Consider the following 26,763-nt stretch of genomic DNA (forward strand, 5'->3'; position numbering starts at 1 on the left):
CGTGCGTCCTCGGTCCGGCCCGAGCCCACACTCCTCCCTTTCAGGGCAACCGCCCCTCGGCGCCCCGCGTCCCAATCTTCGTGCCTGCACCGGTGTCCTCATTCGGCGCCATCCGCGCAAGAGCCGAAAGCGGGTTTCCAGTGTGACCCGGCCAGGACCCGGCGGAGGCGCCCGGTGGAAAGGGGTAGTGCGATGGGAGATCCAGTGGCGGATCAGATGCAGCGGGCACGCATGCGCGATGTTCTCGGTGCGTGGCGGAACCGACTGATCGATCTCGGCGGCCGGAACCGGCTGCTCAACTTCCGGCACACCCGGACCGCCACGCTCGCCATCCGATCGCCCGCCGCCGGGCCGTTGATCGTCGACCTCGACACCGGTCTGAGGTTCGCCGAGCTTCCGGAGGACGAACCTGACGGACCGCTGGAAGACGATGCCGAGGACGAGAGCCTGGCCGCGGTCGGCACCGCTGACGGCATCGTCACCCAGAAGAAGACCCGGCGAGCGCTGGACGCCGCGCTGCGCAAGCTGTACCGGGACTCCAACCAGGTCTTCAACGACACGGGGCTGTGGACGCTCCAGCTCGGGGTGGGTCTCCTCAAGTGGAGGGAACCGGGCGCGGAGGACTTCAACACGGCGCCGCTTCTTCTCCTGCCCGTCCGGCTCGACCGCCTCGGTCCCGGCGCCTACCGGTTGATCAGTGAGGAGAGCGAGGAGAGCGCGCCCAACCCCGCCCTGGCGGTGAAGATGGCCCACCTCGGGCTCGGCTGGCCCGACCCCGACGACATGAAGGATCTGCTCAGCACGCTCACCGCGGTGCGAGCGGCGATCACAGGACGTCCGGGTTGGGAGGTCACCGAGGACGTGGTGCTCGCCACGTTCCGTTCTCACAAGGAGGCCATGTACCGGGACCTGCTGGACCAGGAAGACCAGATCCTGGCCCATCCCCTGGTGCGGGCCATCGGACTCGGCGAGGCCGCGCACCTGCCGGCGGACGAGCTGTACTTCGAGCCTCTCGACTCCGAGAGGCTCGACGAGCTCCAGCCGCCCGAGCTGACACCCCTCGTCCTGGACGCCGATTCGTCGCAACGCCAGTGTGTGGCGGCGGCGCTCGACGGCCGGTCGTTCATCATGGACGGCCCGCCCGGCACCGGCAAGAGCCAGACCATCGCCAACATGATCGCGGCACTGATGCACGACGGCCGCAGCGTCCTGTTCGTCAGCGAGAAGGCCGCCGCGCTCGACGTCGTCCGCGACCGTCTGGACGCTGTGGGACTCGGAGCCTTCATCCTCGCGTTGCACAGTCATCATGCGAGCCGCAAGGAGGTCGCGAAGGCACTCGGAGCCGCCCTCTCTCAGCGCCCCAAGGCCGTCCGCACCGGGACCGACGACGACCGGCAGCGCCTCCTGCGCACCCGCCGAGAACTGTCGGCGTACGCGGCGGCCATGAACGAGACCCGGCCACCGCTCGGCCTCACCCTCCACGACGTGATCGGGCGGCTGAGCGCGCTGGCCGACCTCCCGCCGCTGCCGACGGCCTTGCCGGACGGTTTGAACGCCGAAGGACTCCAGGAGATCCGCGCCGCCGCGGAAAGGCTGGGCGACGCGTGGCGGCCGATCGCCGAAGGTCCCGACTTCGTGTGGCGAAACCTCACGGGCCAGGGGCGGCCGCAGATGTGCCTCCAGATCCTGCGAGAACGCGCCGAGGTGCTGCAACGCCGCCTCGCCGCGCACGCCGACCTGACCGAACCCCTGGAACTCGCCGAACACCACGCCACCGAAGAACTCGTCGCCCTGCTCGACGCCGCGGCTGACCGTCCCGACTTTCCGGAGGCGTGGCTCACCGCCCCCGGCCTGCCGGCGCTACGGGCCGAGGTCACCGGCTTCGGCGCGCGGCTGGGCTCGCTGCGGGCCGTGGTCGGCACCGTCGCCGGTGAGGTCGGGCCGAACTGGGACGCGCTGCCCGCCAGGATCAGCACCGAGCCACCCCCCGAGGAGACCTCGCTTGCCTGGCTTGCCACGGAGGGACTCGACCTCCCGGCGCTCACCGAGGAGTCGCTCCGCAGGCTCGACACCGACTTCCGGGACGCCGGAGAGATGCTGAAGACCGCCCAAGCATCCCTCGCCGACATCGCCGCCATCTACGGGATGCCCTCCCCAGATACCTTCGAGCAGGCTCTCGCCCTGTGCAGGCTGACCGAGTTCGCGCGCTCACGCCAGCGTCCCGAAGCGGCCTGGCTGACGAGCGACGGCCGGGTCGCCGCCGCCCGCGCCGCCGCCGCGCTCGAAGGTCTCGTGCACGCGCTCGCCCAGGCCAGGGCCATGGCCGGCCAGGTCTTCACTGAGGACATCCTCACCGTGCCGGACTTCCCGGCCCTCGTCCGGCGGTTCGGCGAGACCCACGGCCTCGGGAAGCTCTCCGGCACCCACAGGGACGACAAGCGGCTGCTGGCAGGGCTGACCGTGTCGGGCGGGTGGAGCAAGGAGGCCGCCGGACGGCTGCCCCAGGCACTGGCCTGGTACGACGCCGCGACGGCGCTGACCCAGGCGGCCGCCTCCGAAAGCCGGCTCCTCGGACGCTACTGGCAGGACGAACACACCGACTTCCACCTCGTCCGGGATCTGCTGGAGAGCGCCGACGAGATCGGACGGCTCACCGCGGCACTGCGCGTCCCCTCCGCTCTCGCCGGGCAGGTCGGCGCCGACGGCCGCCCCGACCTCAACGCGTGCGACGCCGCAGACCACGTTCGCGGGCTGATCGACCAGTGGCGGCGGACGCTCGTCCCGGCGCCGCGGCAAGGCGGACGTCCGAGGCTCGCGAACGGGACCTTCGCCGAGGCCGCCGCCTGGTACGCAGCCCATCTGCGGCCGCTGGCCGACGCCGCCGCCCTCATCGCAAGAGTGCAACCGGTGCTCGCAAGCCCTGCGCCGCTCACCCTCCGAAAGGCCCGCCGCACGGCGGCCCAGGTGGAGGCGGTACGCGTCGAACGCGAGGCATTCCTGTCCGGTGAGGCGCGTGATGAGCGGTTGCTCGGCGATCTCTACGCGGGCTTGGACACCGACATGACCGAGGTGACCGGAGCGCTCGACTGGGTCGCCCGCGTACGGGCACCGGACGCGCCCATGCCCGAGCGGGCCGCCCGCGCGCTCCTCGCGTCCCGCCCCGACGAGGAACTGCGCAGGGCGTGGACCGCGTTCCGTGCCGCCGTCACCGACTTCGTGCAGCTTTTCGACACCGAAAGACGGCACGACCTGCACGTCCGGCTCACCGGAACCGCCACCGCGTTCGGCGACCTCACCGACCGGCTCGCCACGGACCGGTCCGGACCCGACGAGTGGCGCTCCTTCCGCGAGGCGCGGGCGACCCTGCGCCGGTACGGCCTCGACGGGCTGATCGATCGGGCCGCCGAGAAGGGCCTGGACGGCACGAGCTTCCCGCGGGCCACCGAGCGGGCCGTCCTCGAAGCGTGGGCGGAGGAGGCCATGGCCGGCGACTCGCGGCTCGCACCCGTCCGGGCGGTCGAGCGGGACAAACTGGTCGAACTGTTCCGCGACCTCGACGCGGCCCTGGTCACCGATGCCCACGCCCAGGTGATCGATGCGTGCAACGCGCGCCGCCCGCGGTCCAACGTCGGACAGGCCGCCGTGATCCAGCGGGAGGCCGAGAAGCGGAGCAGGCACATGCCCGTGCGGACACTGCTCGACAAGGCCTCCGACGTCGTCCCGCTGGTGAAGCCCTGCTTCATGATGAGCCCGCTGACAGTCAGCCAGTTCCTGCCGCCCGGATACCGCTTCGACGTCGTCATCTTCGACGAGGCATCGCAAGTACTCCCCCAGGACGCCGTCAACTGCGTCTACCGGGGCGACTCTCTCATCGTCGCGGGCGACCAGAAGCAACTGCCGCCGACCGACTTCTTCGCCCAGGCCGACGACTCCGACGATGACGAGTACGACGAGGAGGTCCCCGACTCCTTCGACTCCCTCCTCGACATGTGCAAGGGCAGCGGACTCATACGCAGCCTGCCGCTCTCCTGGCACTACCGGAGCCGGCACGAGGGCCTCATCGCATTCAGCAACCGCCGGTTCTACCGCGACAGCCTGGTGACCTTCCCGGGGGCCTCCGAGTCCGGAGACGACGTCGGCGTCACCTTCACCAAGGTGCCCGGCATCTACGAGCGGGGACGAAGCCGCCGGAACCCGATCGAGGCGGACGCCGTCGCCGAACGCGTCCTGCACCACTTCCAGACGCGGCCGAACCTGAGCCTCGGTGTCGTGGCGATGTCGGAAGCACAGGCGCAGGCCATCGAGGACGCGGTGGAACGAGCCCGTCTCGGTGCCCCAGAGCTTGAACCTTTCTTCTCCGAAGACCGGCTCAACGGCTTCTTCGTCAAGAATCTGGAGACCGTGCAGGGCGACGAGCGGGACGTCGTCATCATCTCGGTCGGCTACGGGCCCGGCCCGGACGGGCGGCTCACCATGGCGTTCGGCCCTCTCAACCGGGAGAACGGCTGGCGGCGCCTGAATGTCGCCGTGACCCGCGCCCGGCACCGTGTCGAGGTGGTCTCGTCCATCTCCGGCTCCGAGATCCGGGAAGGCGGGGGCGGAAGCCGCGACCACTTCAAGAAGTACCTCGACTACGCCGAACACGGTCCCGCCGTCCTGGAGCACCGGGCACTCGCCGATGACGCCGCGCCCGAGAGCCCTTTCGAGGAGTCCGTGCTGGACGTCCTCACCGGCTGGGGCTACGACGTCCAGCCGCAGGTCGGCGTGGGCGGTTACCGGATCGACGTGGCGGTACGCCACCCTTCCCTCCCGGGGCGGTTCGCGCTGGGCATCGAATGCGATGGCGCGATGTACCACTCGTCCAAGGCCGCGAGAGACCGCGACCGCCTGCGGGAAGGCGTGCTGCGCGGCCTCGGCTGGAAGCTGCACCGCATCTGGGGCACCGATTGGTACCGCAACCGTCCCGAAGCGGAAGCCCGGCTACGCGGAGCCGTTGAATCGGCCATCACCCCGACGGCGGCGGAACCCGAGCCCGACGAGGGTCGGGACGCGGTTGAGGCCGTCCTCGAACCGCCTCGGATGGAGCCGCCCCGGGTGACGATGGAATCCGCCGAGGACGAGCAGGAGCGCGGCTGGGCCACCCGCTATCGGCGGGCGCGCCTCGAAGGGCACCTCTATTACTACGAGATGCACGAGCCCGAATCACGCAGCCTGCTCCAGCGGCTTTTCCGGGAAGCACTGGAGATCGAGGCACCGATTCAACGCGATTTCCTCTACCGGAGAGTGGCGACGGTCTGGCGTGTCGAACGGATCGGCACGCGGATCCGCGCCAATCTCGACGGGGCAGTCCGCGACCTGGTCAGGGCCGATCCCGACGTCGAGCAGGACGGTGACACCATCTCCCTGCGAGGACGTCCGATCACCCCCCGTGAGCCCGGAGACGACGTTCTTCGCAAGGTCGCCGAGGTGCCTCCCGCAGAACGGCGGTTCGCCCTGCTAGAAATCATCGCTGAGTCGCCTGGCATGAACGAGAATGAATTGACCACCCACACGGCCCGCTTCTTCGGCTGGAACCGCCGTGGCCCCGACATCGCGAAGACCCTCTCGCACGACCTGCGACAGCTTCAGGAACAACAACGCATCCAGGGCCTTCCCGACCGGATCACGTTGATCGGCGACTGACACCGGTCGGGCGCGCTCGCGTCGTGGGGTGAGCGGCCACCTGGCTGAGCGTTGGATGCCCGGGCCCTCGATCACCCCACGGCGTCGCCGGCTTCGCCGCAGGCGGCCACTTCGCCGCGATGGAGCGGCCCGACCTGCTCACGCGTTCGCGCCTTCTTGGACGGCCTGCGCTGGCGGCTGGCGAGGCCGCCCCAGGACCGTGTGGCCTTGTGGGCTCATCAGTGGGGTGGTGAGGTGGTCGACTATGTGGGCTATGTCGGCGGCGGTTCCTGCGAAGACGGCGGATGGTTCGGAGTGCACCTCGGCAGGCCCCCGGCGTACAGGCCGGGGTGGTCGGTGACACCTCTGGTGTGTCGCGGGTAGCCCCACTCGTCCAGGACGGGGACGTCCACCCAAGCGAAGCCGAGGCGGAAGCCGGTGGCCCACAGGACGGTGCTGATCCCGGCGGCGTTGAGGTCGAGTTCGGTGGCGGTGTCCGGGACGAAGGTGCTTGCGAGCGGACGATCGTCCGGCGGTGCGTCGATCCCGGCGGCGATGTAGGGGCCGATGAGCGGGCGGCCCTTCTTCTCGAAGCCCGTCTCAGCGCGGGCCAGCCGCTGGTCGAGGTCGTCGCTGAACCGCACGGTCGCGCCGTCGGCAGATTCCAGGCGGCCGTACAGGCGCATCCCGCGGCGCGCGAAGTCCCGCAGGTCGATGTCGTGGCCGCCGTCCTTGCCCGAGACGTGCGCGTTGCAGGTGAAACGGGCCGCGGGAGAGGGCAGGTCGGCCACGGTCGGGCACGCTGCCCCGACCTCCGCGCCGTGCAGGAACGCTTGTGTCAGCCACCAGTGGGAGTCGCGTCCCCCGATAGCGGCGGGGGACGGCGGAGCACCCCGAGACCGCCAGGTGGACTTCGCGACCGGCGTCGTGCAGTTCCTCCGCGATCTGGGCGCCGGACTGGCCCGTCCCGACCACGAGGACGGCGCCGTCCGCCAGTGGCCGCGGACGGCGGTAGTCGGCGGAGTGCAGTTGCCGGACGTGGGCGGGAATTCGGCGGGAGACGGCCGGGGTCTTCGGACGCTGGTAGGGACCGGTCGCGAGGACGACGTTGCGGACCGAGGGCGGGCAGGAGCGTGTGCGTGCCACGAAACCGCCGTCCGAAGGCGCCAGGCGGGTGACCTCGACGCCCAGGCGTACGGGGGCGCCGATCACCGTGGCGTACTCGGTCAGGTGGGCGACGACCTCGGCGCGCGGCATGAACCCGTCCGGGTCGGGGCCCGCGTAGGGATGCCGGGGAGCATGACGGTGTTGTTCGGCGCGACGAGTGGAGGCTGTCCCAGCGGTCGTTCGAGCCGCCGCCGAGGCGGTCGCGCCGGTCGACGACCAGGTGCTCGACGCCGGCCTTCGCCAGCCGGTGGCTGGTGGCAAGGCCCGCCTGCCCGGCCCCGATGACGAGAGTGTCGATCTGTTCCATGCCTGCTCCTCCCCGAGACCGACAACTTACGGACAGGTCAGGCACGTCGGGTGGAACGAGACGGGGGCCTGGCGTCGCCAGGCCCCCGTGGGTGGAACGGGACGGGACCTGACTTCGCCAGGCCCCGCGGGTGGGTCAGATGTCGGCGGTGACGGCGCCGACACCGGTGCCAGCGGCGAAGCCGCCGATGGCGGTGATGAGAGCGAGGTCGCCGACCGAGAAGACGCCGGCGCCGATGACGACGGCGAGGACGAGACCGCCGACGACGACGCGCCCCCAGTCGTCCCGGGCGACGGCGTCGCGGTAGGCGGCGCGGTAGGCGTCGCGGATGGTGGAACCGACGAAGCCGACGAAACCGCCGAGGGCTCCGGCGATGAGGTGGCCGGAGGAACCGGCGTCGACTATGGCGGCCATCACGTCCGAGTCGGTGAGCCCGGCCGGGACGCCGCCCTGGAGGACACTCGTCCAGGCGTGCTGCACGGTGTGCACCAGGCTCTCGATGACCCCTCCGACGATCATGCCGGCGAGGGCGCCGATCGCGATCGCGATCAGCCCGTGTATGACGGTTCTGTTCATGATGATTCCCGGTTTGTGTTGGGCGCTCGTGCTTCACGGGCGCCGGCCAGTTTGTGTGAATCCCGTGCTTCACCACGGGTGTTGGGCTCTACCGTGCCGGACCCCGGCCCGCTCGGCAAACGATCGGGGGGCGACCCGGTGGTGGTCAGCGCGGCCGGAGTCCGGACAGTCCATGACGGAGGACCAGCGACATACTCGTGCCCGGCGTAGCGTCGGGCCTGTCAGCTGGCATACAAACTATGTTCTTCACTTTCCGCGTTTCGAAGTCCGCCGCAGCCAAGGCTCTCGGATCGCTGGCGGTCGTCGCGGCCGTCGCGGGCGGATGCGCCGTCGGTTCCTCGGACGACTCGAACGAAGCACGGCCGTCGTCCTCGGCGTCCGCCAACACCCAGCCCTCGCCCTCCGTCACGGGCGCGAGCAGCACCACCACCACGGAGCCGTCCGCGGCCCCGTCCACGAGCCAGCCGGAGGCCTCGGCCTCCGAGTCCGCCGACGTCTCGGCTCGCCCGGGCAAGATCGTCGCCGTCTTCGAGGACGGGCCCAAGGGTCCGTTCCTCGTCCTCGCGCCGCTCGACGAGCCCCAGAGCGACCTGGAGTACGCCTCCCAGCAGAGGGACGCCCTCCGGAACCTGGACGTCACGGCCCTGCCGATCGCGTCGGCCTGGAAGGTGGACGTCTCCACCGACGTGCTCGCTTCCTGCAAGCCGTTCGCGGAGTACCCGTCCTGCGGGGACACCGCGCCGAGTTCGACCGACCGGTAACGAGCCGGCCGGTCCGAGTCACCGATCCCCGGGGCGCGCCGCCCCGGGGATCACTTTTTTCGCGCGGTGGACAGCGCGGCGGTCAGCAGGCCCTTGGCGGAGGCGGCGAGGAAGGTCGTCCAGTCGAAGTAGTCGCGCCACAGCGTGATCTTGTCGTCGTGGACCTCGAAGGTGCCGCAGACCCAGAACTCGGCGCGCCAGGGGCCCCTCTCTAGGACGTCGGTGCGCTCGGTGAGGACGACCGGGCCGGTGGCGGCGATGTTGTGGACGCGGGCCTCGAAGCCCGTGCCGTAACGGGCCATGGCGCGCAGGGTCTTCTCCACGGCGGGCAGGCCGCGCGCCGGAGGAAGCGGGACGTTCTGGTAGACCATGCCGGGGGCGGCGTGGGTGAGGGCCCGGTCGACGTCCAGGTCCTCGAGGGCGGCGAGGAAGTCGGTGACGATCTGGATCTCGGTCATGGCGTCCCTCCAGAGGTCGGTGGAACCACCGTAGTGCGGGAGAATCGGGCCATGCGGTTCGGCATCTTGGGACCCGTCGAGGTCACGGCGGACGGGGCGGTCGTCCCGGTGGGCGGGCCGCTGGTGCGTGCGTTGCTGGCGATGCTCCTGCTGGACGCGGGGCGGCTCGTCCCGGCCGAGCGGCTCATCGACGGGCTGTACGGGGAGGAGCCGCCGAGCGGGGCGGCCAACGCGCTGCAGTCGCAGGTGTCGCGGCTGCGGCGGGGGCTGGGCGATCCGGGGCTGGTCGAGGGGACGCCCGCCGGGTACCGGATCACCGTGAAGCGGGAGGACGTCGACGTCCACCGGTTCCAGCGGCTCGTGGCGGACGCCAGGGCCGCCGGGCGGCACGAGGCGGCCGGGCTGCTCAGGGAGGCGCTCGGGCTGTGGCGGGGGCCGGCGCTGGCCGATGTGAGCGCGCCCTTCGCGGCGGGGCAGGCGGCGCGGCTGGAGGAGGAGCGGGCCTCGGCCGTCGAGGAGTACGGCGAGGCGATCCTCGCGGAGGACCCCGGGGCCGCGGTCGCGGCGCTGCGGGACCTGGTGGACGCGCAGCCGCTGCGGGAGCGGGCGCGGGCGCTGCTCATGCGGGCGCTGCACCGGGGCGGGCGGCAGGCCGAGGCGCTCGCGGTGTTCGAGGACGGGCGGACGGTCCTGGCCGAGGAGCTCGGCGCGGATCCGTCGCGGGAGCTGGCGGACGTCCACCTGGCGATCCTGCGCGGGGAGGCGCCGGCGGCCGTCCGGGCGAACCTGCCGGCGCAGCTCACGAGCTTCATCGGGCGGGAGGAGGAGCTGCGCCGCGTCGGGAGGATGCTCGCGGACGGGCGGCTCGTCACGCTGCTCGGGCCGGGCGGGGCGGGCAAGACGCGGCTGGCGATCGAGGCGGCCGGACGGGACGGCGGCGAGGTCTGCTTCGTCGACCTGGCGCCCGTGGTCCCGGCCGAGGTGGGCAAGGCGCTGCTCGGGGCGCTCGGGCTGCGCGAGGCCGGGATGCTGCCGATGCCCGGCGAGCAGCCGCCGGACGCGGTGGAGCGGCTGGTCACGGCGCTGGAGGGGCGGCGGGTCCTGCTCGTCCTGGACAACTGCGAGCACGTGGTCGCGGCCGTCGCGGAGCTGACGCACCGGCTGCTGAGCGCCTGCCCCGAGTTGCGGGTGCTGGCGACCAGCCGGGAGGCCCTCGCGATCACGGGTGAGGCGTTGCGGCCGTTGCCGCCCCTGGAGGTCCCGCCCGCGGGCGCGGCGCTCGGGGAGCTGCCCCGGTATCCGGCGGTGCGGTTGTTCCTGGATCGGGCGGAGGCGGTGCGCCCCGGGTTCGCGGTGGACGAGGGCAACGCCGGGGCGGTGCTGCGGATCTGCCGGGCGCTGGACGGGCTGCCGCTGGCGATCGAGCTGGCGGCGGCGCGCCTGAGGTCGCTGCCGGTGGCGGAGGTCGCGACGCGGCTGGACGACCGGTTCCGGCTGCTGTCGCGCGGCAACCGGACGGCGCCGCCGCGCCACCAGACGCTGCGGGCGGTCGTGGAGTGGAGCTGGGACCTGCTGGACGAGGCGGAGCAGACCCTCGCGCGGCGGCTGACGGTGTTCGCCGGGGGGCTCACGCTGGAGGCGGCGATGGGCGTGTGCGGGCTGGACGACGCCGACGAGCTGCTGGTGGAGCTGGCCGACAAGTCGCTGGTGCAGAGCGACGGGTCCCGGTACCGGATGCTCGACACCGTCCGGGCGTTCTGCGCCGAGCGGCTCGCCGGGGCCGGTGAGGTGGAACGGTTCGAACGGGCACACGCGCAGTACTTCGCCGGGCTGGCCGGGCGCGCCGACCCCCATCTGCGGGGCACCGACCAGCTGGAGTGGCTCGACCTGCTCGCCGCCGACCACGGGAACCTGCACGCGGCCCTGCGACGGAGCGTGCGGCCCGACCCGGCGCTCGCTCTGCGGATGATCGCGCTGCTGTCGTGGTACTGGTGGCTGCGGGGGCGCGTCGAGGGCGCGCAGCTGGCGTCGGAACTGCTGGACGTGGTCGGCACCGGCCCGCCCGAGGGGCTCCACGAGGAGTACGTCCTGTGCGTCACGAACGCGGTGTCGGGCGGGGCCACGGGTGAGCGCGCGGTGGCGTGGCTCGACCGGGCGGCCGAGCTCCTGCGCCGCATCGACCGTCCGGTGCGGCACCCGGCGGTCATCGTGCTGTGGGCGCTGACGGCGGGCCCCGAACGCACCGACCTGGAGGTCTTCCAACGGCAGGTCGGGGACGACCCGTGGACGCGCGCGCTGGTGCGGATGAGCGACGGGTTCCTCGCCCAGTACGGCGGCGACCTGGCAGAGGCGGAGAAGGCGTGCGAGGAGGCGGTGCGCGGTTTCCGGGCGTGCGGGGACCGCTGGGGCACGGCCAACTCGCTCGACCCGCTCGCGCAGCTCGCCGACTGGCGCGGCGACCGGGAGCGGGCCCGCGCGCTGCTGGACGAGGCGCTGGAGCTGGTCGAACGGCTCGGCGCGCTGGAGGACACCGCCGACCTGCTCTACCAGCGCGCCCTCGTCCACATCCACGCCGGCGACCTGGACGCGGCGCGGGCGGACTACGAGCGCGGCATCGAGCTGGCGCGCCGGGCCGGCACCCCCGACAAGATCGCCGGGGGCTGCCAGGGACTCGGCACCGTCGCGCGGCTGCGCGGGGACGCCGTGCAGGCGCGGGGCATGTACGAGGTGGCGCTGACCGGCTACGGCTCCGAGCGGTTCATCGCCGCCGCCGTGCGGGGCGCGGCGCTGGTCGGGCTGGGGTGGCTCGCGGCGGACGAGGGCGACGCCGGGCGGGCCCGGGCACTGCTGCGCGAAGCGGTGGACATGTCGTTCGACCACCCGATCTTCGGTTACCAGGCGGACGCGGCGACCGCCCTGGCGGGCCTGGCCGCCCGGGAGGGCGACGGGGAGCGCGCGGCGCTGCTGCTCGGCGCGAGCAGGGCGCTGCGGGGCGTCACGGTGTCCGGCGACCCCGACACCGAGCGCGTCACCGCCCACGTCCGGGCCCTGCTGGACGAGGACGCGCGCGAGGCGGCCTTCGCCCGGGCGGCGGACCTCCCCCGCGACCGGGCCTTCGCCCTGCTCACCGGCGGCTGACCGCCCCCCGGCGCCGCCGTCAGCGGACGGTGCGCGGACGGTCAGCGCGCCGCGCGAACCTCCTGGGCATGAACCCCTCAGCCCGCAAATGGAGCACCTTCGCGATCTGCCTTCTCGTCGCGCTCGTGCCGAACATCGACCTGACCGCGCTGAACCAGGCCGTCCCGCACCTGTCCGCCGACCTGCACCCCTCCGGCACGCAGATCCTGTGGATCGCCGACGCCTACGGCTTCGCGCTCGCCGGCCTGCTGATCACCATGGGCGGCGTCGGCGACCGCATCGGCCACAAGAAGCTGCTGCTGATCGGGACGGCGGTGTTCGCCGCCGCGTCCGCCGTGACCGCCTACGCGCCGAGCGCCGAACTGCTGATCGCGGCGCGTGCGCTGCTCGGGGTCGCGGGGGCGACGCTGATGCCGTCCTGCCTGTCGCTGCTGCGGCGCGCGTTCACCGAGCCGAAGGAGCGGACGATGGCGGTCGGCGCGTTCAGCGGCATCGCCGGGCTCGCGGTCGGGCTCGGGCCCGTCGTCGGCGGCGCCCTGCTCGACCACTTCTGGTGGGGCTCCGTCTTCATGATCAACGTGCCGCTGATGGCGGTGGCGTGCGTCGCCGGCGCGCTGGTGCTGCCCGAGTCGCGGGGCCCCGTCCCCGGCCGCCTCGACCTGCTCAGCGTGCCGCTGTCGGTCGCCGGTGTCCTCGGCCTCGTCTACGCGGTCAAGGAGGCCGCCGCGCACGGCGTGGACGAGCCCGCGGTCTCCGTCTCGGCCCTGGTCGGCGCACTCTCGCTGGTCGCGTTCCTCGTCCGGCAGGGACGGGTGGCCGAGCCGCTCATCGACATCCGGCTGTTCCGCCGCGCCGCGTTCTCCGGGGCGGTCGGCACCAACATGTTCGCGATGTTCACCCTGGTCGCCCAGTCGCTGATCTTCTCGCTGTTCTTCCAGCTCGCGCTCGGCTGGTCGCCGCTGCGGTCGGGCCTGGCGGGCCTGCCCGGCGCCGTGGGCGCCATGATCGGCGGCGCCGCGCTCGCCCCGCCGCTCATCAACGCGCTCGGCCGCGCCCGCGTCGTGGCGGCGGGCATGGTGCTCTCGGCCGGCGGCTTCGCCCTGTTCATGACGATCGGCCTGCACACCTCCTACTGGGCGATGGTCCCGGCGATGCTGCTGTCCGGCATCGGCATGGGCCTGGCGATGACGGTCACCGCCGACACCGTCCTCGCGTCGGTCCCGAAGGACCGCTCCGGCGCCGCGTCCGCGATCTCCGAGACGGCCACCGAGCTCGGCGGCGCGCTCGGCATGGCCGTCCTCGGCAGCGTGCTGAACGCGGTGTACCGGGGCGTCCTGGACCTGCCCGCCGGCGTCCCTGCCCCGGCCGCGTCCGCCGCCCGCGACTCCCTCGGCGGTGCGCTCCAGGCCGCCGCGGACCTGCCCGCGGCGCTCGGCGCCCAGGTCGCCGCCGCCGCCCGCGACGCCTTCGTGGACGGCATGCACGCCGCCCTCACCTGCAGCGCCGGCCTCGCCGTCCTGGTCGCGGCCTTCGCCCTGGTCACCCTCCGCAACGTCCCCAAGGTCATCCCCGAAACCGAGGAGCCGGAGCTCGTCTCCGCCACTTGATCGGCCACGCCTGACCGGTCCCGTCCAATGCGGCGGGACCGCAGTGCTTCCCCCGCCGAGAACGGCTTCGCACCTTTGAGGGTCAGGGAACGACAACGGCTCATGAGCCGATCCAAGGCCGGCTGCCCCGCCAGAGGAGGCCGATCAGCGCGGGACGGCGCAGAATTGGACCCTGGCGCCTTTGCAGACGGGAGGCGATCATGCCGAACGCTTCGAGTTCCGGACGTCGCTGGCCTTCTGGCACGTTCCTCGGCCGGCTTCCGGAAGAGTGCAGAGTGGATCTGTTGAAGATGGGGCAGATCCGCGCCTTTCCGGCGCGACACATCCTTGTCCGCCAAGGCGATCCGACCGGCTCGGTGTGGCTGCTGCTGGACGCGCTCGTCAAGGTGACGGCGCAGACCGAGAACGGGCGACAGGCCTTGCTCGCGCTTCGTGTGAGCGGCGACCTGATCGGGGAGATGGCCGTCCTGGACGGTGCTCCGCGCTCGGCTACGGTCGTCACCTGCGGACGGGTCACCGTGAGCCAGATCCGAGGCCTGGTCTTCCTGGAATTCCTGCGGCGCAGACCCGCGGCAGCCCTCGCGCTCACGCATATGACCAGCGAACGTCTTCGCTGGTCCAACCAGCGACGCCTGGACTTCGCGAGTTATGACGCCTCCCGGTGCCTGGCGCGAGTTCTGCTGGCCCTCGTCGAACGCCACGGCCTCCCCATCTCCACCGGAACGGACCTGGGCATACCGCTGACCCAGGCCGAGATCGGGGGCTTGATCGGGGCCAAGGAGAACACGGTTCACAAGGCGCTGCGCGAACTGGCGGCTCTCGGGCTGGTGACCAGCCCGGGACGACGCCGACTGATCATTCACGACCTGCGAAGGCTCGCGGCCTTCGCGGACCTGCCCCTGTGGCGGCCCTTCGATGCGCCGGAGGAGTTTCACTGAAGCCTGATTTATCGGCCTTCGTTTCCCCGGCCGGCACTCACCCTGGACGTCGAAACCGAGCCAGGGAGGAACAATGACCGGCAGCCCCGTTCCCGAGCACCGGGTGCTCGTCACCGCGGACATCGAGGACTACAGCGGTCGCAACGACGCCGAGCAGAGAGTCCTGCAGAGCGCACTCGGCGACTCCCTCGACGAGGCGGCCGACAGGGCGGAACTCAACAGGCAGGCATGGCTGAGGCAGGTGGGCGGGGACGGCATCTTCGCCGTCCTTCCCAGGGGCACCGACGTCGCCGCGCTCATGGACGTGTTCATCCGCGAACTGGACACCGCTCTTGGCGTCCACAACCGCAGACGGGCCGACGATCACTGGACGAGGATCCGCTTGCGCCTGGCCGTCCATGTCGGGCCGATTCACATGGACGGGGCGATCGGATGGCCGGGGCAGCACGCCGTCCTGCCCGCCCGCCTCCGGGACTCCGCCCCGGTGCGCACCGCGCTGGCGGCACTGCCCGACGCGGATCTCGCGGTGATCGTCTCCACGGAGGTCTATCGCGACTACATCACGCAGGGGCCTGGCGAGCCACGCCCGTCCGACTTCCGGTCCGTCCACGTGCAGGTGAAGAAGCAGGAGTACGACGCGTACCTGTACGTACCGCGTTTCGACGTCCACGACTTGTCGTTGCCGGACGGGGATGGCTCAGGAAGCAACGCCCCGGCGAAAAGCGGGCCAGATAAGGACGAGCCGACCGGGGCCGCTATTGAGGGGGCCCACGGCTCTTCCGCTCCACACGCCCCGATCCCGATTGTGAGGCGCGACTACATCGGCACGCAGCGAATGGAGGTCAGTGGCTCAGGCACTCTTCAATCGGCCGGCCGCGACGTGAACAACGGCGGGGAGCGCGACAGATGAGCGACCCAGGGCCGGACAACGCCGGGGCCACGACTTCAGAACCCGCGTCGCCAGGCCCCACCGATGACCACATCGAACCAGAAGCGGCGACCGCGCCTGAGTCCGAGGAGCAGGACGCATCACCTGGTCCTGCGGGCGACGAGCGAGATCCCGGATGGTCGGACGGCCGCCGCTTCTACCAGCGGGTCGCTGAGGACGAGCGCGAGGAACGGCAACGGCGGGAGAGCCTGCGTTCTCTGGAAGCAGGCGGACTCGGTACGGCGATCGGGCGCGACTGGATCGACAGCATCTCCTACGAGGTCTCGGGCGGCACACTCCAGAACGCTCAGAGGGACCTCTACGTGTTCGAGACAGCGAAGGAGAAGCGTTCCGTCTGGATCCGGTACATGCCGAAGCAGGCGGCCGAACGGCTCGTCCCAGACCACATCGCCTCGATCTCCTCACTGCCCGAACTCCAACGGGCCCTGCAGCACTCCCCCGTGGTGCACGTGCGCGGAACGGAAGAGACGGGACGTCTGACCGCCGCGCTGACCGCGCTGCTGCAGTGGTGCCCGCCCGATGCCACGGCTGGGTCCGCAGACGAATCACCCGTCGGTCTCCTCCGGGCCGAAGGCTCCCTGACGTTGATCCACTCGGCGGACCTGCGTCCGCGGCACGGATATGTGATCGAGGTCGAAAAGGGCCGTAGCCCGGACGCGGAACTCGCCGGTCTGGAAGACCTCGCCGTCAAGAGGGGCTGCCGTTTGGTGCTACTCGTCTCCGCTCACGGGCCGGCACCGTTCGGCACAGTCATCGAGCATCGTCCGCCCGCCGCCACCGAGGTCTTCAAACGACGGTTCGACCAAGAGGCGTCCGCCTACGGAGTGAAGCCACACCTGCTCACCGGGACGGCACTCCAGGCCGTCGAGGGTCAACTGGCGGAGGAGACGTCGCCGCGTAAAGCCGTCGACCATGCCTGCCGGTTGGCCCGGGGCCTGGCGGAGGGCAGGACTGCCGATGAGGTGATCGCCGAGTTTCCCGACCGGGTGAGGGAGGCGGTTCGACAGCGGTTGTCCGAACGACGGCCCATTCTCAGCCGCTGCTTCGTGGCGAGCGTCGCCGTACTGCACGGAATGCAGGAGACCACGGTCTCCCGGGCGGCGCTCGACCTCGCCGACCGTATCGACGCCGCCTGGAAGCGGGAGGAGAAGAAGCGACTGCTGCCCACTTGGGAGGATCTCCAATCCTGGCTGGATCGCGCGGGGGCCGTCGCCCGCTCGATGCCGGAGGGCGGCGGCCGGATCGTGGAACTCCAACAGCGGACGCGGGCGAGAACGACCCTCCAGGTGCTGTGGGAGGAGCAACCTACGATTCGCGAGCCGCTCATGGCGTGGCTGGACGGGCTCGCTCACAGATGGGAGACCGCGATCAGAGCCGCCCACGCCGTGGGCCTGTTCGCGACGTTCGACTTCGCCACCGTCGACGAGCGGTTCATACGTCCCTGGAGCAAGTCCGACTCAGGGCAGGATCAGCGCCTCGCAGCCTGGGTCCTTGAGGCCGCCGCCCGGGAACCCGCGTTGGAACCACGGGTTCGGGAACACTTGCGGCTTCTGTCTCGCGGCACTCGTGGTGAGGTCTTGGTCGCCATCCGGGCTCACGGCTCCCATCTCGGTGCAGCCGATCTCACCGACGCGCTGAGGGTGTTCGGGACGGCTTCCCGGCGGTTCAGCCGGGGCACCGCCGATGCCGTCGCGACCTCCCTCTCATTCCTGTACTCGGCGGAAACGGCACTCGAGATCATCGGCGCGCTGGCGGACTGGGCGGAGAGCGAACATTCCGGGAGCCGCCGCACCGCCGCGACCGTGTTCCTTCGGCTCGCCGCGCTGAGACCGCGCCCTGAACGTCCAGAGTTCATCGAGCTCGCGCGACGGGGCGATCCCGCAGGCCGCATAGCGCGTCTCTGGCAGCACGCGCTGGCGCTTCGCATTGTCGAACCGTCCGGCCGCGAGCGGCCGGCGGCCCCGGAAGCCTGGGCGTTGTTCGCCCGTTGGATGGTCGCCTACGGGAACACTCCCGCGCTCCGGCCGGTGATCGAACAGGTCATCACCGGCGGCGGGGCGGAGCCGGACCGGCTGAGGGCCACGTTCCGCCTCCACGCGCGGCTCCTGCACTACCGCGGGACCATCACCTCGACCGAGTACCACCGGTTGCTCCGGCTCATCCCATCACGGCGTCACACACGGAGTTGAGAAGCAATGTGGTTGATCAAGCATCAGTACTCCTCCCATAACCCCGAGTCGCCGACGGAGGCCGCGTTCGAGCCCGCGCGCTTCACCGTGCCGGCGCAAGGCGGCGCGTTCGACTTCACCGTCACCGCCTACTGCACCAACACGGCCATAGGGTGGCGGCGGGTGAGCCTCTGGCGGGACAACGCCCTAGAGGTGGGGCGTCTGCTCGAGACGGTCCGCATCGTCGTGCGCGAGGCCGCCCGCCGATTCACGGTCTTCGAGGCCGGGAGGGCTGAGGAGGCGGCGAACCGGGACCTCTCGGACCGACTCACCGAGATGGCGTTGGATCCGGATGGCATCCAGGCGTGGACGGTCCGCGTGGAGCTGCGGCCGCCTGACGAAGTACGCAACGCGATGCGCGAGAGCGCTCTCGACAGGTACAGGATCGAGGCGAAGGCCGAGGCCGACACCCTGCGATTGAAGAAGACCGACGACCTCCGACTCCGATGGCAGCGCTTCCTGGAGGAGAGCGCCGGCAATCCCACGGCCCGATACGCCGTGCGGCTCACCGAGGAGCCGCAGCAGGCGGCGGAGACCCTCGGCACACTTCAGCGGGAGCGGCGAGAGGGCGCCGAGGAACTGCTCGAACACGTGACAAGGCTCGCTCAGGCGCTGGAGTCGGCGGACATCCTCGGCCTCGTGGTCAACAGTGAAACCGTCCTTCGTAAGACCCTCGCCCTGATGGGCGTGCGGATGGCGCCGATCGACGACGACTCGCCGCTCGTGCCGGCCGACAGCTCCGTCTAGCGGGCATTCACCACTTTCCAGACAATATGATATCACTTTGCTATATCGGTGATAACGGGGAGTGGGAGGACGGGATGGTGGACGCGGCGGCGAAGGTGGACATGCCACGACCGAAGATCACGGAGCGGGCGGCGGCGGACCGGGGCGGGTGGGGGATGCTCGGGGTCGCGGTGGCGCTGATCGCGGCCGGGGCGGCGGCGGCGCTCGGCGGGGTGGCGGCGGGAGGGGTCGCCGCCGTCGCGGCGGGGGTGGTCGTCGGGTCGCTGCTGGCGCTGGCCGGGCTGGTCGTCTCGGCGGGGCTGACGCCGGTGGCGCCCGGCGAGGCGCGGGTGCTGCAGCTTCTCGGGCGGTACAAGGGGACCGTCCGCGACGACGGGCTGCGGTGGGTGAACCCGCTGACGGAGCGACGCAAGGTCTCGACGCGGATCCGCAACCACGAGACCGGGCTGGCGAAGGTCAACGACCTGGACGGGAACCCGATCGAGATCTCGGCGGTGGTGGTGTGGCAGGTGGCCGACACCGCGCGGGCCGTGTTCGAGGTGGACGACTTCGTGGAGTTCGTGGCGTTCCAGACCGAGGCGGCCGTCCGGCACATCGCGGGCAGTTTCCCCTACGACGCCCATGACCGGACGTCGCTGCGCGACAACGCCGACGAGATCACCGGGCAGCTGTCGGACGAGCTGGCGCAGCGGGTGGCGTCCGCCGGTGTGAAGATCGTCGAGTCGCGGATCACCGGGCTGGCGTACGCGCCGGAGATCGCACAGGCGATGCTGCGCCGCCAGCAGGCGGGCGCGGTGGTGGCGGCGCGGCAGCGGATCGTGGAGGGCGCGGTCGGCATGGTGCAGCTCGCGCTCGACCGGCTGGACGAGGAGAACGTGGTCGAACTGGACGAGGAGCGCAAGGCGGCGATGGTCAGCAACCTGCTGGTGGTGCTGTGCGCCGACCGCGACGCCCAGCCGGTGCTCAACACCGGCTCGCTCTACCAGTGACCGCCGCGACCAGTGGCGGAACGCAAGAAGATCCTGTTGCGGCTGGACCCGGCCGTGCACGACGCGCTGGCGCGGTGGGCCGCGGACGAGCTGCGCAGCACCAACGCGCAGATCGAGTTCCTGCTGCGCAAGGCGCTCGCGGACGCGGGGCGGATGCCGGGGTCGGCGGGACGGATGCGAGGACCCGGGCGGCCGCGCAAGGTCCGGGACGACGAGGACGAGGAAAGCCCGCCGGGCGGCGGGGGCGAGGACTAGCGATGGTCGAGGTTCCGGAGTCGCTGCCGGCACGGATGTACCTGCTGGCGTACGACCTGCGCAAGCAGCGGATGACCAGCGGCGGCGCGCGGCTCGGCTACGTGCTGCGCGCCGCGGCCCTGACCGAGCTGTACCTGGACGGGCGGCTCGGCGAGGAGCGGCGCGGGCCCGTCCCGGGGACGCCGGGCGACGACCCGTACGGGGTGCTGGCGCAGATCGCGGAGTCGCGGCCGCGGTCGTGGCGGCACTGGGTGCGCAAGGACGCCCGGCCGATCGTGGCGGCGGTCCGCGAGGAGCTGGTGCGCGGCGGCTGGATCCGGGTCCGCTCGCGCCGGGTGCTCGGGCTGGTCCCCCGCAGGGAGGTCGCCGTGAAGGACCCGCGGGTGGTGAAGTCGCTGTGGGGCGGTGCGTCGTCGGCGCTGCGGGGGCGTCCGGTGGCCCATGTGAACAGCTACGACGCCGCGGCGGTGGCGCTGGCGGCGGCGGGCGAGCTGAAGACCGTCCTGCCGGGGCGGGACCGGCGGCGGCACCGGCGGCGGATCGAGGAGCTGACGGCGCGGACGGGGCCGGCGGCGCCGGCGGTCAAGAAGGTGATCCGCCAGAAGAGGGCGGCCGCGGCGAGCGGTTGAGGGGCGGGACGGAAGGGCAAGTGCGGGTTCCTACAAGATCCGGGGCACCGAACTTGTATCGGGCGCCAACGGCGGCGGGACGGCCCGCCCCATAACCTGCTCGGACATGGACCCCGAACGCCTGATCTATCCCCTCATGAAGCACGTGGTCATGGGACCCGCGATGCGCCTGGCCTTCCTGCCGCGCGTGAGCGGCCTGCGGCACCTCCCGCGGATCGGGCCGGTGATCCTCGCGGCGAACCACCTGGCGTTCCTCGACTCGTTCGTGCTGCCGCTGATGGTGCCGCGCAGGGTCCACTTCCTCGGCAAGCACGAGTACTTCACCGGGGCGGGGATGAGGGGCCGCGCCACGGCGACGTTCTTCCGCAGCGTCGGCGCGATCGCGGTCGACCGGTCCGGGGGGCGGGCCGCGCTCGACGCGCTCGACACCTCGGCGGCGGTGCTGGAGGGCGGCGGGGTGTTCGCGATCCACCCCGAGGGGACGCGGTCGCCGGACGGGCGCCTCTACCGCGGCCGGACGGGCGTGGCGCGCCTGGCGATGCAGACCGGGGCGCCCGTCGTCCCGGTGGCGATCGAGGGCACCGACCGGGTGCAGCCCCGGGGGCAGGCCGTCCCGCGGCCGGGACGGATCGGGCTGCGCATCGGCGCGCCGCTGGACTTCCGGGGCCGGGACAGGGGCGTTCCGCGCGGCCGGGCGGCCCGGCAGGTCACCGACGAGATCATGGAGGCCATCCAGCGGCTGTCGGGCCAGGAGTACGTGGACGACTACGCGCCGAGGCCCGCCGAGCCGCAGTGACCGTCCCCCCATGTTTTAAGAGGTCCGATTGGGCACGATTCATGGGGACGGATGGAGATGATGTGGAAATCACCATGGACCTCGTGCTTCCGCGCGACGGGGCGAGCGTCCCGGCGACGCGCAAGCTCCTGGACGCGGCCCTGGCCGCGCTCGGTGTCGAGGGCCACATCCGTGACGACATCGAGATGATGCTGACCGAGGCGTGCACCAACGTGATCAAGCACGCCGAGAACGGTGCGGACTACACCGTGCGGGCGATGATCCAGGGCCGGCGCTGCGTGATCAAGGTGATCGACTCGGGCACGGGCTTCGACGCGGCGCGCGTCCCGCACCCCGACCCGTCCGCGGAGAACGGGCGCGGCCTGATGATCATGAGGGCGCTGGCCGACGACGTCCGGTTCGCCTCGTTCCCCGCGGACGGGGCGCTGGTCGCGCTGGAGAAGCGCCTGTCCTACGGGGAGGACAGCCTCGGCGGGCTCCTCACCGCCGACAGCGAGGTCCCGCTCCGGGACGGCTTCCGGCCCGGGTCGGACGGGCTCGCGGCCCGGCTGTTCGAGATGGCACGGGCCGGGGACACCCAGGGGATCCTCTCCCACGTGGACGACGGGGTGCCGGTGAACCTGTCCGACCACAGGGGCGAGACCCTGCTGATGCACGCGGCCTGCCACGGGCATCCGGAGACCGTCCGGGCGCTCACGATGCGCGGCGCCGACCCGGACCGCGCCGACGACCGCGGCCACCGCCCGCTCACCGGCGCGGTGTTCAAGCGGGAGACCGAGGTCGTGCGGGCCCTGCTGGACGCGGGGGCCGACCCGCGGGCGGGGTCGCCGTCGGCCGCCGACACGGCGCGGCTGGTCGGCGACGCCGAGCTCCTCGCGTGGTTCGAGGAGGCCGCTCCCCCGCCCGCGTGAGCGCTCAGCGCCGGACGCGCAGCACGAGCAGCGCCACCAGCAGCGCCGCGGCGGCGAACCCCGCGCCGGTCGCGAACGCGGCGTCCATGCCGTCGACGGCGTCCGCGAGGCCGTGGCCGGGCGCCGCGGACCCGTAGGCCGTCACCATGACGGCCGAGCCGAGCGACCCGCCCGACCACAGCATGGTCTGGGCGACCCCGGCCGCCGCACCGGACTGCTCCGGCTCGACGCTGCCCAGGATCGTCGCGTTCAGCGGCAGCATCGACAGTCCGCCGCCCGCGCCCATGAGCACGAACGGCGCCAGCAGCGCGCCGGCGTAGCCGTCCCCCGGAGAGAGCCTCGACAGCCACAGCAGTCCGGCGCCGATGAGGATCGTCCCCGCAATGACGAGCGGACGGGCGCCGACCCGCGCCAGCAGCCGCGGCGCGGTCCGCACGACGACGAACTGCATCCCCACCATCGGCAGGAACGCCGCGCCGGCGCGCAGCGGCCCGTAGCCGAGCACCTGCTGCAGGTACTGGGTCAGGAAGAAGAAGGCGCCGAACAGGGCGGCCGCCAGGCACAGCTGGGTCACGTAGGACGCGGCCCGGTCGCGCCCGGTCAGCAGCCACAGCGGCATGAGCGGTCGGCGGGTGCGGGCCTCGACGGCCACGAAGGCGGCGAGCAGCGCGGCCGCCGCCCCGAACGCCGCGACGGCCCGGCCGTCGTCCCAGCCGCCCGACCCGACCCGGATCAGCGCGTAGACGAGGGCGGTCATGCCGGCCGTGGAGACGACGGCGCCGAGGACGTCGAAGCGGCCGGGGCGGCGCCGCGTCTCGGTGAGGACGCGCGGTGCGGCCAGCGCCAGGACCAGCCCGACCGGGACGTTGACGAAGAACACCCACCGCCACGACCCGGCCTCGGTCAGCACCCCGCCGACGATCATGCCGACGGCGGCGCCCGCGCCGGTCACGGCGGAGAAGACGCTCAGCGCGCGGACCCGGGCGGCGCCCGCGAAGTTCGTGGCGATCAGGGCCATCGCGCTCGGCGCCGCGACGGCGGCGGCGACGCCCTGGACGGCGCGGGCGGCCAGCAGCCACCAGCCCGCGTCCGCGAACCCGCCCGCCAGGGACGCGGCGGTGAACAGCACGATGCCGGCGGTGAAGGCGCGGCGGCGCCCGAACACGTCCCCGGCGCGCCCGCCGAGCAGGAGCAGGCCGCCGAATGCGAGCATGTAGGAGTTCTGGATCCAGGCGAGGTCCCCGGTGGTCAGGCCGAGGCCCGCCCGGACGTCCGGGAGCGCGATGGTGACGACGGAGGTGTCCAGGCCGATCATGAGCTGGCAGCCGACGATGACGGCGAGGACGGTTCCTGCACGATGATGGAGGGGCGGCGCGGCCGAACCGGGAGGTGTCGACTCCCGGGGCTCGGCCGTCCGCCCGCTGGCTGCGGTCAAGGCGAACCTTTCCAAAAATAAGGAACGGCGAAGTACACTATGTGGGGAACGTACCATCGATGCGCGCGAAAGAGAACGCTAGCGTTCACTATTTTCGGGATCGTGCCGTGACCCGTGCGAACTCCGGGCCTCCCCCCGACACGGAGACCTCCGCCGACGCGGGTCCTCCGGCGACCCGCCGCCGCGGCGGCGACCTGGAGGCCGCGATCTTCGACGCGGTGTTCGCCCAGCTGGAGGCCGTCGGCTACCGCGGGCTGACCATGGAGGGCGTCGCCGCCGGCGCCCGCACCGGCAAGGCCGCCCTCTACCGGCGCTGGCGGTCCAAGAACGAGCTGATCACCGACGCGCTCAAGCACGTCCTGCCCGAGCCGCCGACCCCGCCCGCGACCGGTTCGGTGCGCGAGGACATGCTGCGGATCCTGCGGTGCATGCGCGACACGCTGCACGCCTGCCGCGGCGCGGCGTTCCGGGTGCTGAAGGAGGACAGCGAGGAAGGCGTCGGCCTCGTCCACGAGGTCGTGCGCGACCGGCTGTCCAAGCCCGTCCGCGACCTGCTCTACGAGGCGCTCCGCGAGGCCGCCGCGCGCGGGGAGATCCGGCCGGCCGCCGCGACCCGGCAGATCGCGAACGTGGGCCCGGCCGTGATGGTGTACCGCAACCTCACCGAGGGCGGCCCGATCACCGACGACGACCTGGCGTCGCTCGTCGACGAGGTCCTCATGCCGATCGTGCGCCCCTGACGAAGGTCGGGGTGCGCGGCGGACGTTCGACCATGATCGGAAGCGGCCCGCGGCCGGAAGGCTGGGGCGATGCGATCACCTGCACCCCGCCGCCTGCTCGCGGCCGCGGCCGTCCTGCCCCTCGCCCTGTCCGCGTGCGGCACCTCCGCCCACGCCACCAAGACCGCCGCCACCGCGCCCGCCGGGTTCGAGCTGCCCCGCCCCACGGGCCCGCACCAGGCCATCGGGACGACCGAGCTGCACCTCGTGGACGCCGGCCGCGCCGACCCGTGGGTGCCCGACCGGACACGCGAGCTGATGGTCAGCGTCTGGTACCCGGCCGCCCGGGGCTCCGGGCCGACCGCGCCGTACCTGCGCCCCGGAGTCGCGAAGGCGCTCTCGGAGGTCGACGCGCTCGGCGTGTTCAAGGCCGGGACGGTCGACTGGGCGGGCGCCCGGACCCATGCCGCCGAGGGCGCCCCCGCGGACGCGCGGCGCGCGCGGCCCGTCGTCCTGTACTCCCCCGGGTTCGGCGTCCCGCGCGCGCTCGGCACCACGATCGCCGAGGAGCTGGCCGCCCGCGGCTACGTCGTGGTGACCGTTGACCACACCTACGAGACCGCCCCGGTCGAGTTCCCCGGCGGGCGGGTCGAGGGGCAGCGCCTCCCCCCGCAGGGGCCGCAGCGGCTGAAGACCGCGCTGGACGCGCGCGTGAAGGACACCCGCCTCGTCCTCGACCGGCTCGCCGCCCTGCGGGCCGGCCGCAACCCCGACGCCGAGGGACGGGCCCTGCCCGGCGGTCTCGGGCGGGCCCTCGACCTGTCCCGGGTCGGCATGGTCGGGCACTCCGCGGGCGGCATCGAGGCGGCCGAGGCCATGCGCACCGACCGGCGGGTGGACGCGGGCATCGACATGGACGGCACCATGCAGTACGCCGACGACGACTTCGTGCGGGTCGCCGAGACGGGGCTCGACCGCGCGTTCATGCTGATGGGGGCCGCCACGGGCGGCTCTCCGCAGACGCACCGGACGACCCCGTCCTGGGGATCGTTCTGGAGCCGCTCGACCGGCTGGAAGCGCGATCTGAACGTCCCCGCCGCGAGCCACTACTCCTACACCGACGTCCAGTCCGTCCTTCCGGCGCTGGACGGCGAGCTCGACATCCCCGCCGAGGACCGCGCCGCCCTCATCGGGACGGTCGACCCGGGACGGATGACCGCGTCGGTGCGGGCCTACGTCACCGCGTTCTTCGACCGGGCGCTGCTCGGACGGCACCGCCCGATCCTCGACCGTCCGTCGCCCCGCCACCCCGACGTCCGGTTCATCCGCTGACCAGACCGTGCGCGCCCTCGCCGTCGGGCAGGATGAGCTGGCGGCGGGGGTAGGGCATCTCGATGCCCTCCTTGACGAAGCGGCGGTGCAGCCGCTTGACGAACTCGTGCTTCAGGCGGAACTGGTCGCCGAACTCGTCGGTCCGCAGGATCACGGTGAAGCCGATCGACGAGTCGCCGAAGGTGTGGAAGCGCACCAGGGTCTCGCTGTCCTTCACCCCGCCCTGCACCTCGTTCATGACCTCCTGGCCGACCTCGACGACCACGCTCTCCACGCGCTCCAGGTCGCTCTCGTAGGCCACGCGGGCCTGGATCAGCAGCGACATGTCCTCGGCGGGGCGGTGGTAGTTGGTGAGGATCGTGTCGGAGAACCGCTGGTTCGGGATGACCTCGATGTTGTCCGACAGCGTCCGGATGGAGGTGTTGCGCCAGTTGATGTCGACGACGTACCCCTCCTGGCCGCTGCTCAGCTTGATGTAGTCGCCGGGCTCGATCGTCTTGGACGCCAGGACGTGCACGCCCGCGAACAGGTTGGCCAGCGTGTCCTGCAAGGCGAGCGCCACCGCGAGACCGCCCACGCCCAGGGCGCCGAGCAGCGGCGAGATCGAGATCCCGAGGCTCTGCAGCATCACCAGGACGCCGACGCACAGCACCACGACCCGGGTGATGTTCGCGAAGATCGTCACATTGGCCGCGACGCCCTGCCGGGCCAGCGCGATCGAGGTGACCGAGCCCGCGATCAGCCGGGCCATCGCCAGCGAGACGATGAGGATCGCGGCGGCCGTGAGCACCTTCGCGGTCACGTCCAGCGTGCCCCGCGGCAGGTCCAGCACCCGGGCCGCGCCCCACAGGCCGAGCAGCACCGAGACGGGCACCGCCAGGTCCTTGACCAGGCGGGCGGCCAGGTCGTCCCACGCCCACCGGGTGTCGCCCGCGCGCCGGAACAGCCGGCCGGTCAGAAGCCGCAGGATCACCGCGATCCCGACCGCGACCACCAGCACGGCGGCGGCTCCCACAACCCGATGCCAGCTCAGATCGCCCAGGTCAGCCATGACGTGGAAGATTCCCCCTCTGTCCGGGGAGCACGGTGCCGCCCCGTTGAAATTTCCGTTTTGCGTGTTACGAGTCCCTGATCGTAGTGAAGACCCGAGGCACTGCGAG

At 72.1% G+C, this 26,763-nt stretch carries 20 protein-coding genes and 2 pseudogenes; 15 read left to right on the forward strand and 7 right to left on the reverse strand.

Features of this window, described 5'->3' with window-relative positions; all coding sequences use genetic code 11:
* Window positions 1-231: 231 nt before the first annotated feature.
* The gene (locus AB0H37_RS14270; RefSeq protein ID WP_360612921.1) at window positions 232-5,682 is read left to right on the forward strand and encodes a DUF3320 domain-containing protein; all 5,451 of its coding nucleotides are present in this window, start codon (window positions 232-234) and stop codon (window positions 5,680-5,682) included.
* Between the two features lie 251 nt (window positions 5,683-5,933).
* Here the strand turns inward: AB0H37_RS14270 and AB0H37_RS14275 are convergent, their stop codons facing one another.
* The 4 genes and pseudogenes from AB0H37_RS14275 to AB0H37_RS14290 form a co-directional block, all read right to left on the reverse strand.
* Window positions 5,934-6,452 (reverse strand): hypothetical protein, encoded by a 519-nt coding sequence (locus AB0H37_RS14275; protein ID WP_360612968.1) that lies wholly within the window; start codon window positions 6,450-6,452, stop codon window positions 5,934-5,936.
* 91 nt (window positions 6,453-6,543) lie between these two features.
* Window positions 6,544-6,918: pseudogene (locus AB0H37_RS14280) on the reverse strand (NAD(P)-binding domain-containing protein); the annotation flags it as partial.
* Between the two features lie 103 nt (window positions 6,919-7,021).
* Window positions 7,022-7,135, reverse strand: a pseudogene (locus AB0H37_RS14285) (FAD-dependent monooxygenase); the annotation flags it as partial.
* A gap of 135 nt (window positions 7,136-7,270) precedes the next feature.
* Complete coding sequence (locus tag AB0H37_RS14290; protein WP_360612923.1) at window positions 7,271-7,711, reverse strand: hypothetical protein; 441 nt, start codon at window positions 7,709-7,711, stop codon at window positions 7,271-7,273.
* Between the two features lie 239 nt (window positions 7,712-7,950).
* Here AB0H37_RS14290 and AB0H37_RS14295 point away from each other — a divergent pair, with 239 nt between their 5' ends.
* Window positions 7,951-8,472: a hypothetical protein gene (locus tag AB0H37_RS14295; RefSeq protein ID WP_329088662.1), complete on the forward strand. Its 522-nt coding sequence runs from the start codon at window positions 7,951-7,953 to the stop codon at window positions 8,470-8,472.
* Window positions 8,473-8,522: 50 nt separating this feature from the next.
* Here AB0H37_RS14295 and AB0H37_RS14300 read toward each other — a convergent pair whose 3' ends face one another.
* Window positions 8,523-8,930: a limonene-1,2-epoxide hydrolase family protein gene (locus AB0H37_RS14300; protein WP_179835992.1), complete on the reverse strand. Its 408-nt coding sequence runs from the start codon at window positions 8,928-8,930 to the stop codon at window positions 8,523-8,525.
* A gap of 51 nt (window positions 8,931-8,981) precedes the next feature.
* Here AB0H37_RS14300 and AB0H37_RS14305 point away from each other — a divergent pair, with 51 nt between their 5' ends.
* The 11 genes from AB0H37_RS14305 (at window position 8,982) to AB0H37_RS14355 (ending at window position 22,117) form a co-directional block, all read left to right on the forward strand.
* Window positions 8,982-12,068, forward strand: a complete 3,087-nt coding sequence (locus tag AB0H37_RS14305) for a BTAD domain-containing putative transcriptional regulator (protein WP_360612925.1) — start codon at window positions 8,982-8,984, stop codon at window positions 12,066-12,068.
* Between the two features lie 68 nt (window positions 12,069-12,136).
* Window positions 12,137-13,675 carry an MFS transporter gene (locus AB0H37_RS14310; RefSeq protein WP_329088654.1) on the forward strand — a complete coding sequence of 513 codons (1,539 nt, stop codon included), beginning with the start codon at window positions 12,137-12,139 and terminating at the stop codon, window positions 13,673-13,675.
* 275 nt (window positions 13,676-13,950) lie between these two features.
* The gene (locus AB0H37_RS14315; protein WP_360612928.1) at window positions 13,951-14,613 is read left to right on the forward strand and encodes a Crp/Fnr family transcriptional regulator; all 663 of its coding nucleotides are present in this window, start codon (window positions 13,951-13,953) and stop codon (window positions 14,611-14,613) included.
* A 73-nt stretch (window positions 14,614-14,686) separates the two neighbouring features.
* Entirely contained in the window at window positions 14,687-15,523 is an 837-nt protein-coding gene (locus AB0H37_RS14320; protein ID WP_329088650.1) for a hypothetical protein, read from the forward strand.
* Between the two features lie 386 nt (window positions 15,524-15,909).
* Window positions 15,910-17,751, forward strand: a complete 1,842-nt coding sequence (locus tag AB0H37_RS14325; protein ID WP_360612930.1) for a hypothetical protein — start codon at window positions 15,910-15,912, stop codon at window positions 17,749-17,751.
* Between the two features lie 12 nt (window positions 17,752-17,763).
* Window positions 17,764-18,537 carry a hypothetical protein gene (locus tag AB0H37_RS14330; protein ID WP_329088646.1) on the forward strand — a complete coding sequence of 258 codons (774 nt, stop codon included), beginning with the start codon at window positions 17,764-17,766 and terminating at the stop codon, window positions 18,535-18,537.
* A 74-nt stretch (window positions 18,538-18,611) separates the two neighbouring features.
* Window positions 18,612-19,526, forward strand: coding sequence for an SPFH domain-containing protein (locus tag AB0H37_RS14335; RefSeq protein ID WP_360612932.1), 915 nt, complete (start codon window positions 18,612-18,614; stop codon window positions 19,524-19,526).
* Between the two features lie 12 nt (window positions 19,527-19,538).
* Entirely contained in the window at window positions 19,539-19,781 is a 243-nt protein-coding gene (locus tag AB0H37_RS14340; protein WP_329088642.1) for a hypothetical protein, read from the forward strand.
* Window positions 19,782-19,783: 2 nt separating this feature from the next.
* Window positions 19,784-20,410, forward strand: a complete 627-nt coding sequence (locus tag AB0H37_RS14345; RefSeq protein WP_329088640.1) for a GPP34 family phosphoprotein — start codon at window positions 19,784-19,786, stop codon at window positions 20,408-20,410.
* Between the two features lie 106 nt (window positions 20,411-20,516).
* Window positions 20,517-21,206: a lysophospholipid acyltransferase family protein gene (locus tag AB0H37_RS14350; RefSeq protein WP_179835997.1), complete on the forward strand. Its 690-nt coding sequence runs from the start codon at window positions 20,517-20,519 to the stop codon at window positions 21,204-21,206.
* Between the two features lie 62 nt (window positions 21,207-21,268).
* Window positions 21,269-22,117: an ATP-binding protein gene (locus AB0H37_RS14355; RefSeq protein ID WP_308427275.1), complete on the forward strand. Its 849-nt coding sequence runs from the start codon at window positions 21,269-21,271 to the stop codon at window positions 22,115-22,117.
* Between the two features lie 4 nt (window positions 22,118-22,121).
* Here the strand turns inward: AB0H37_RS14355 and AB0H37_RS14360 are convergent, their stop codons facing one another.
* Complete coding sequence (locus AB0H37_RS14360; RefSeq protein WP_360612935.1) at window positions 22,122-23,552, reverse strand: MFS transporter; 1,431 nt, start codon at window positions 23,550-23,552, stop codon at window positions 22,122-22,124.
* Between the two features lie 107 nt (window positions 23,553-23,659).
* Between AB0H37_RS14360 and AB0H37_RS14365 the strand changes: the two genes are divergently transcribed.
* A complete protein-coding gene (locus AB0H37_RS14365; protein ID WP_218935265.1) occupies window positions 23,660-24,292 on the forward strand; it encodes a TetR/AcrR family transcriptional regulator in 633 nt (210 codons plus the stop codon).
* Window positions 24,293-24,361: 69 nt separating this feature from the next.
* Entirely contained in the window at window positions 24,362-25,603 is a 1,242-nt protein-coding gene (locus tag AB0H37_RS14370) for a lipase (protein ID WP_360612937.1), read from the forward strand.
* Here AB0H37_RS14370 and AB0H37_RS14375 read toward each other — a convergent pair.
* Window positions 25,593-26,654 carry a mechanosensitive ion channel family protein gene (locus tag AB0H37_RS14375; RefSeq protein ID WP_329088632.1) on the reverse strand — a complete coding sequence of 354 codons (1,062 nt, stop codon included), beginning with the start codon at window positions 26,652-26,654 and terminating at the stop codon, window positions 25,593-25,595. The two genes, AB0H37_RS14370 and AB0H37_RS14375, sit on opposite strands and share 11 nt — an antisense overlap.
* Between the last annotated feature and the right edge of the window lie 109 nt (window positions 26,655-26,763).

It is taken from the genome of Actinomadura sp. NPDC023710 (assembly GCF_040639875.1).
GTDB classification, from domain to species: domain Bacteria; phylum Actinomycetota; class Actinomycetes; order Streptosporangiales; family Streptosporangiaceae; genus Spirillospora; species Spirillospora citrea.

Coding starts and splice junctions, on each gene's coding strand:
- AB0H37_RS14310 (WP_329088654.1), top strand. CDS start 12,137: ATGAACCCCTCAGCCCGCAAATGGAGCACCTTCGCGATCTGCCTTCTC.
- AB0H37_RS14300 (WP_179835992.1), bottom strand. CDS start 8,930: ATGACCGAGATCCAGATCGTCACCGACTTCCTCGCCGCCCTCGAGGAC.
- AB0H37_RS14320 (WP_329088650.1), top strand. CDS start 14,687: ATGACCGGCAGCCCCGTTCCCGAGCACCGGGTGCTCGTCACCGCGGAC.
- AB0H37_RS14325 (WP_360612930.1), top strand. CDS start 15,910: ATGCCGAAGCAGGCGGCCGAACGGCTCGTCCCAGACCACATCGCCTCG.
- AB0H37_RS14305 (WP_360612925.1), top strand. CDS start 8,982: ATGCGGTTCGGCATCTTGGGACCCGTCGAGGTCACGGCGGACGGGGCG.
- AB0H37_RS14350 (WP_179835997.1), top strand. CDS start 20,517: ATGGACCCCGAACGCCTGATCTATCCCCTCATGAAGCACGTGGTCATG.
- AB0H37_RS14270 (WP_360612921.1), top strand. CDS start 232: ATGCGCGATGTTCTCGGTGCGTGGCGGAACCGACTGATCGATCTCGGC.
- AB0H37_RS14375 (WP_329088632.1), bottom strand. CDS start 26,654: ATGGCTGACCTGGGCGATCTGAGCTGGCATCGGGTTGTGGGAGCCGCC.
- AB0H37_RS14290 (WP_360612923.1), bottom strand. CDS start 7,711: ATGAACAGAACCGTCATACACGGGCTGATCGCGATCGCGATCGGCGCC.
- AB0H37_RS14370 (WP_360612937.1), top strand. CDS start 24,362: ATGCGATCACCTGCACCCCGCCGCCTGCTCGCGGCCGCGGCCGTCCTG.
- AB0H37_RS14345 (WP_329088640.1), top strand. CDS start 19,784: ATGGTCGAGGTTCCGGAGTCGCTGCCGGCACGGATGTACCTGCTGGCG.
- AB0H37_RS14295 (WP_329088662.1), top strand. CDS start 7,951: ATGTTCTTCACTTTCCGCGTTTCGAAGTCCGCCGCAGCCAAGGCTCTC.
- AB0H37_RS14335 (WP_360612932.1), top strand. CDS start 18,612: ATGGTGGACGCGGCGGCGAAGGTGGACATGCCACGACCGAAGATCACG.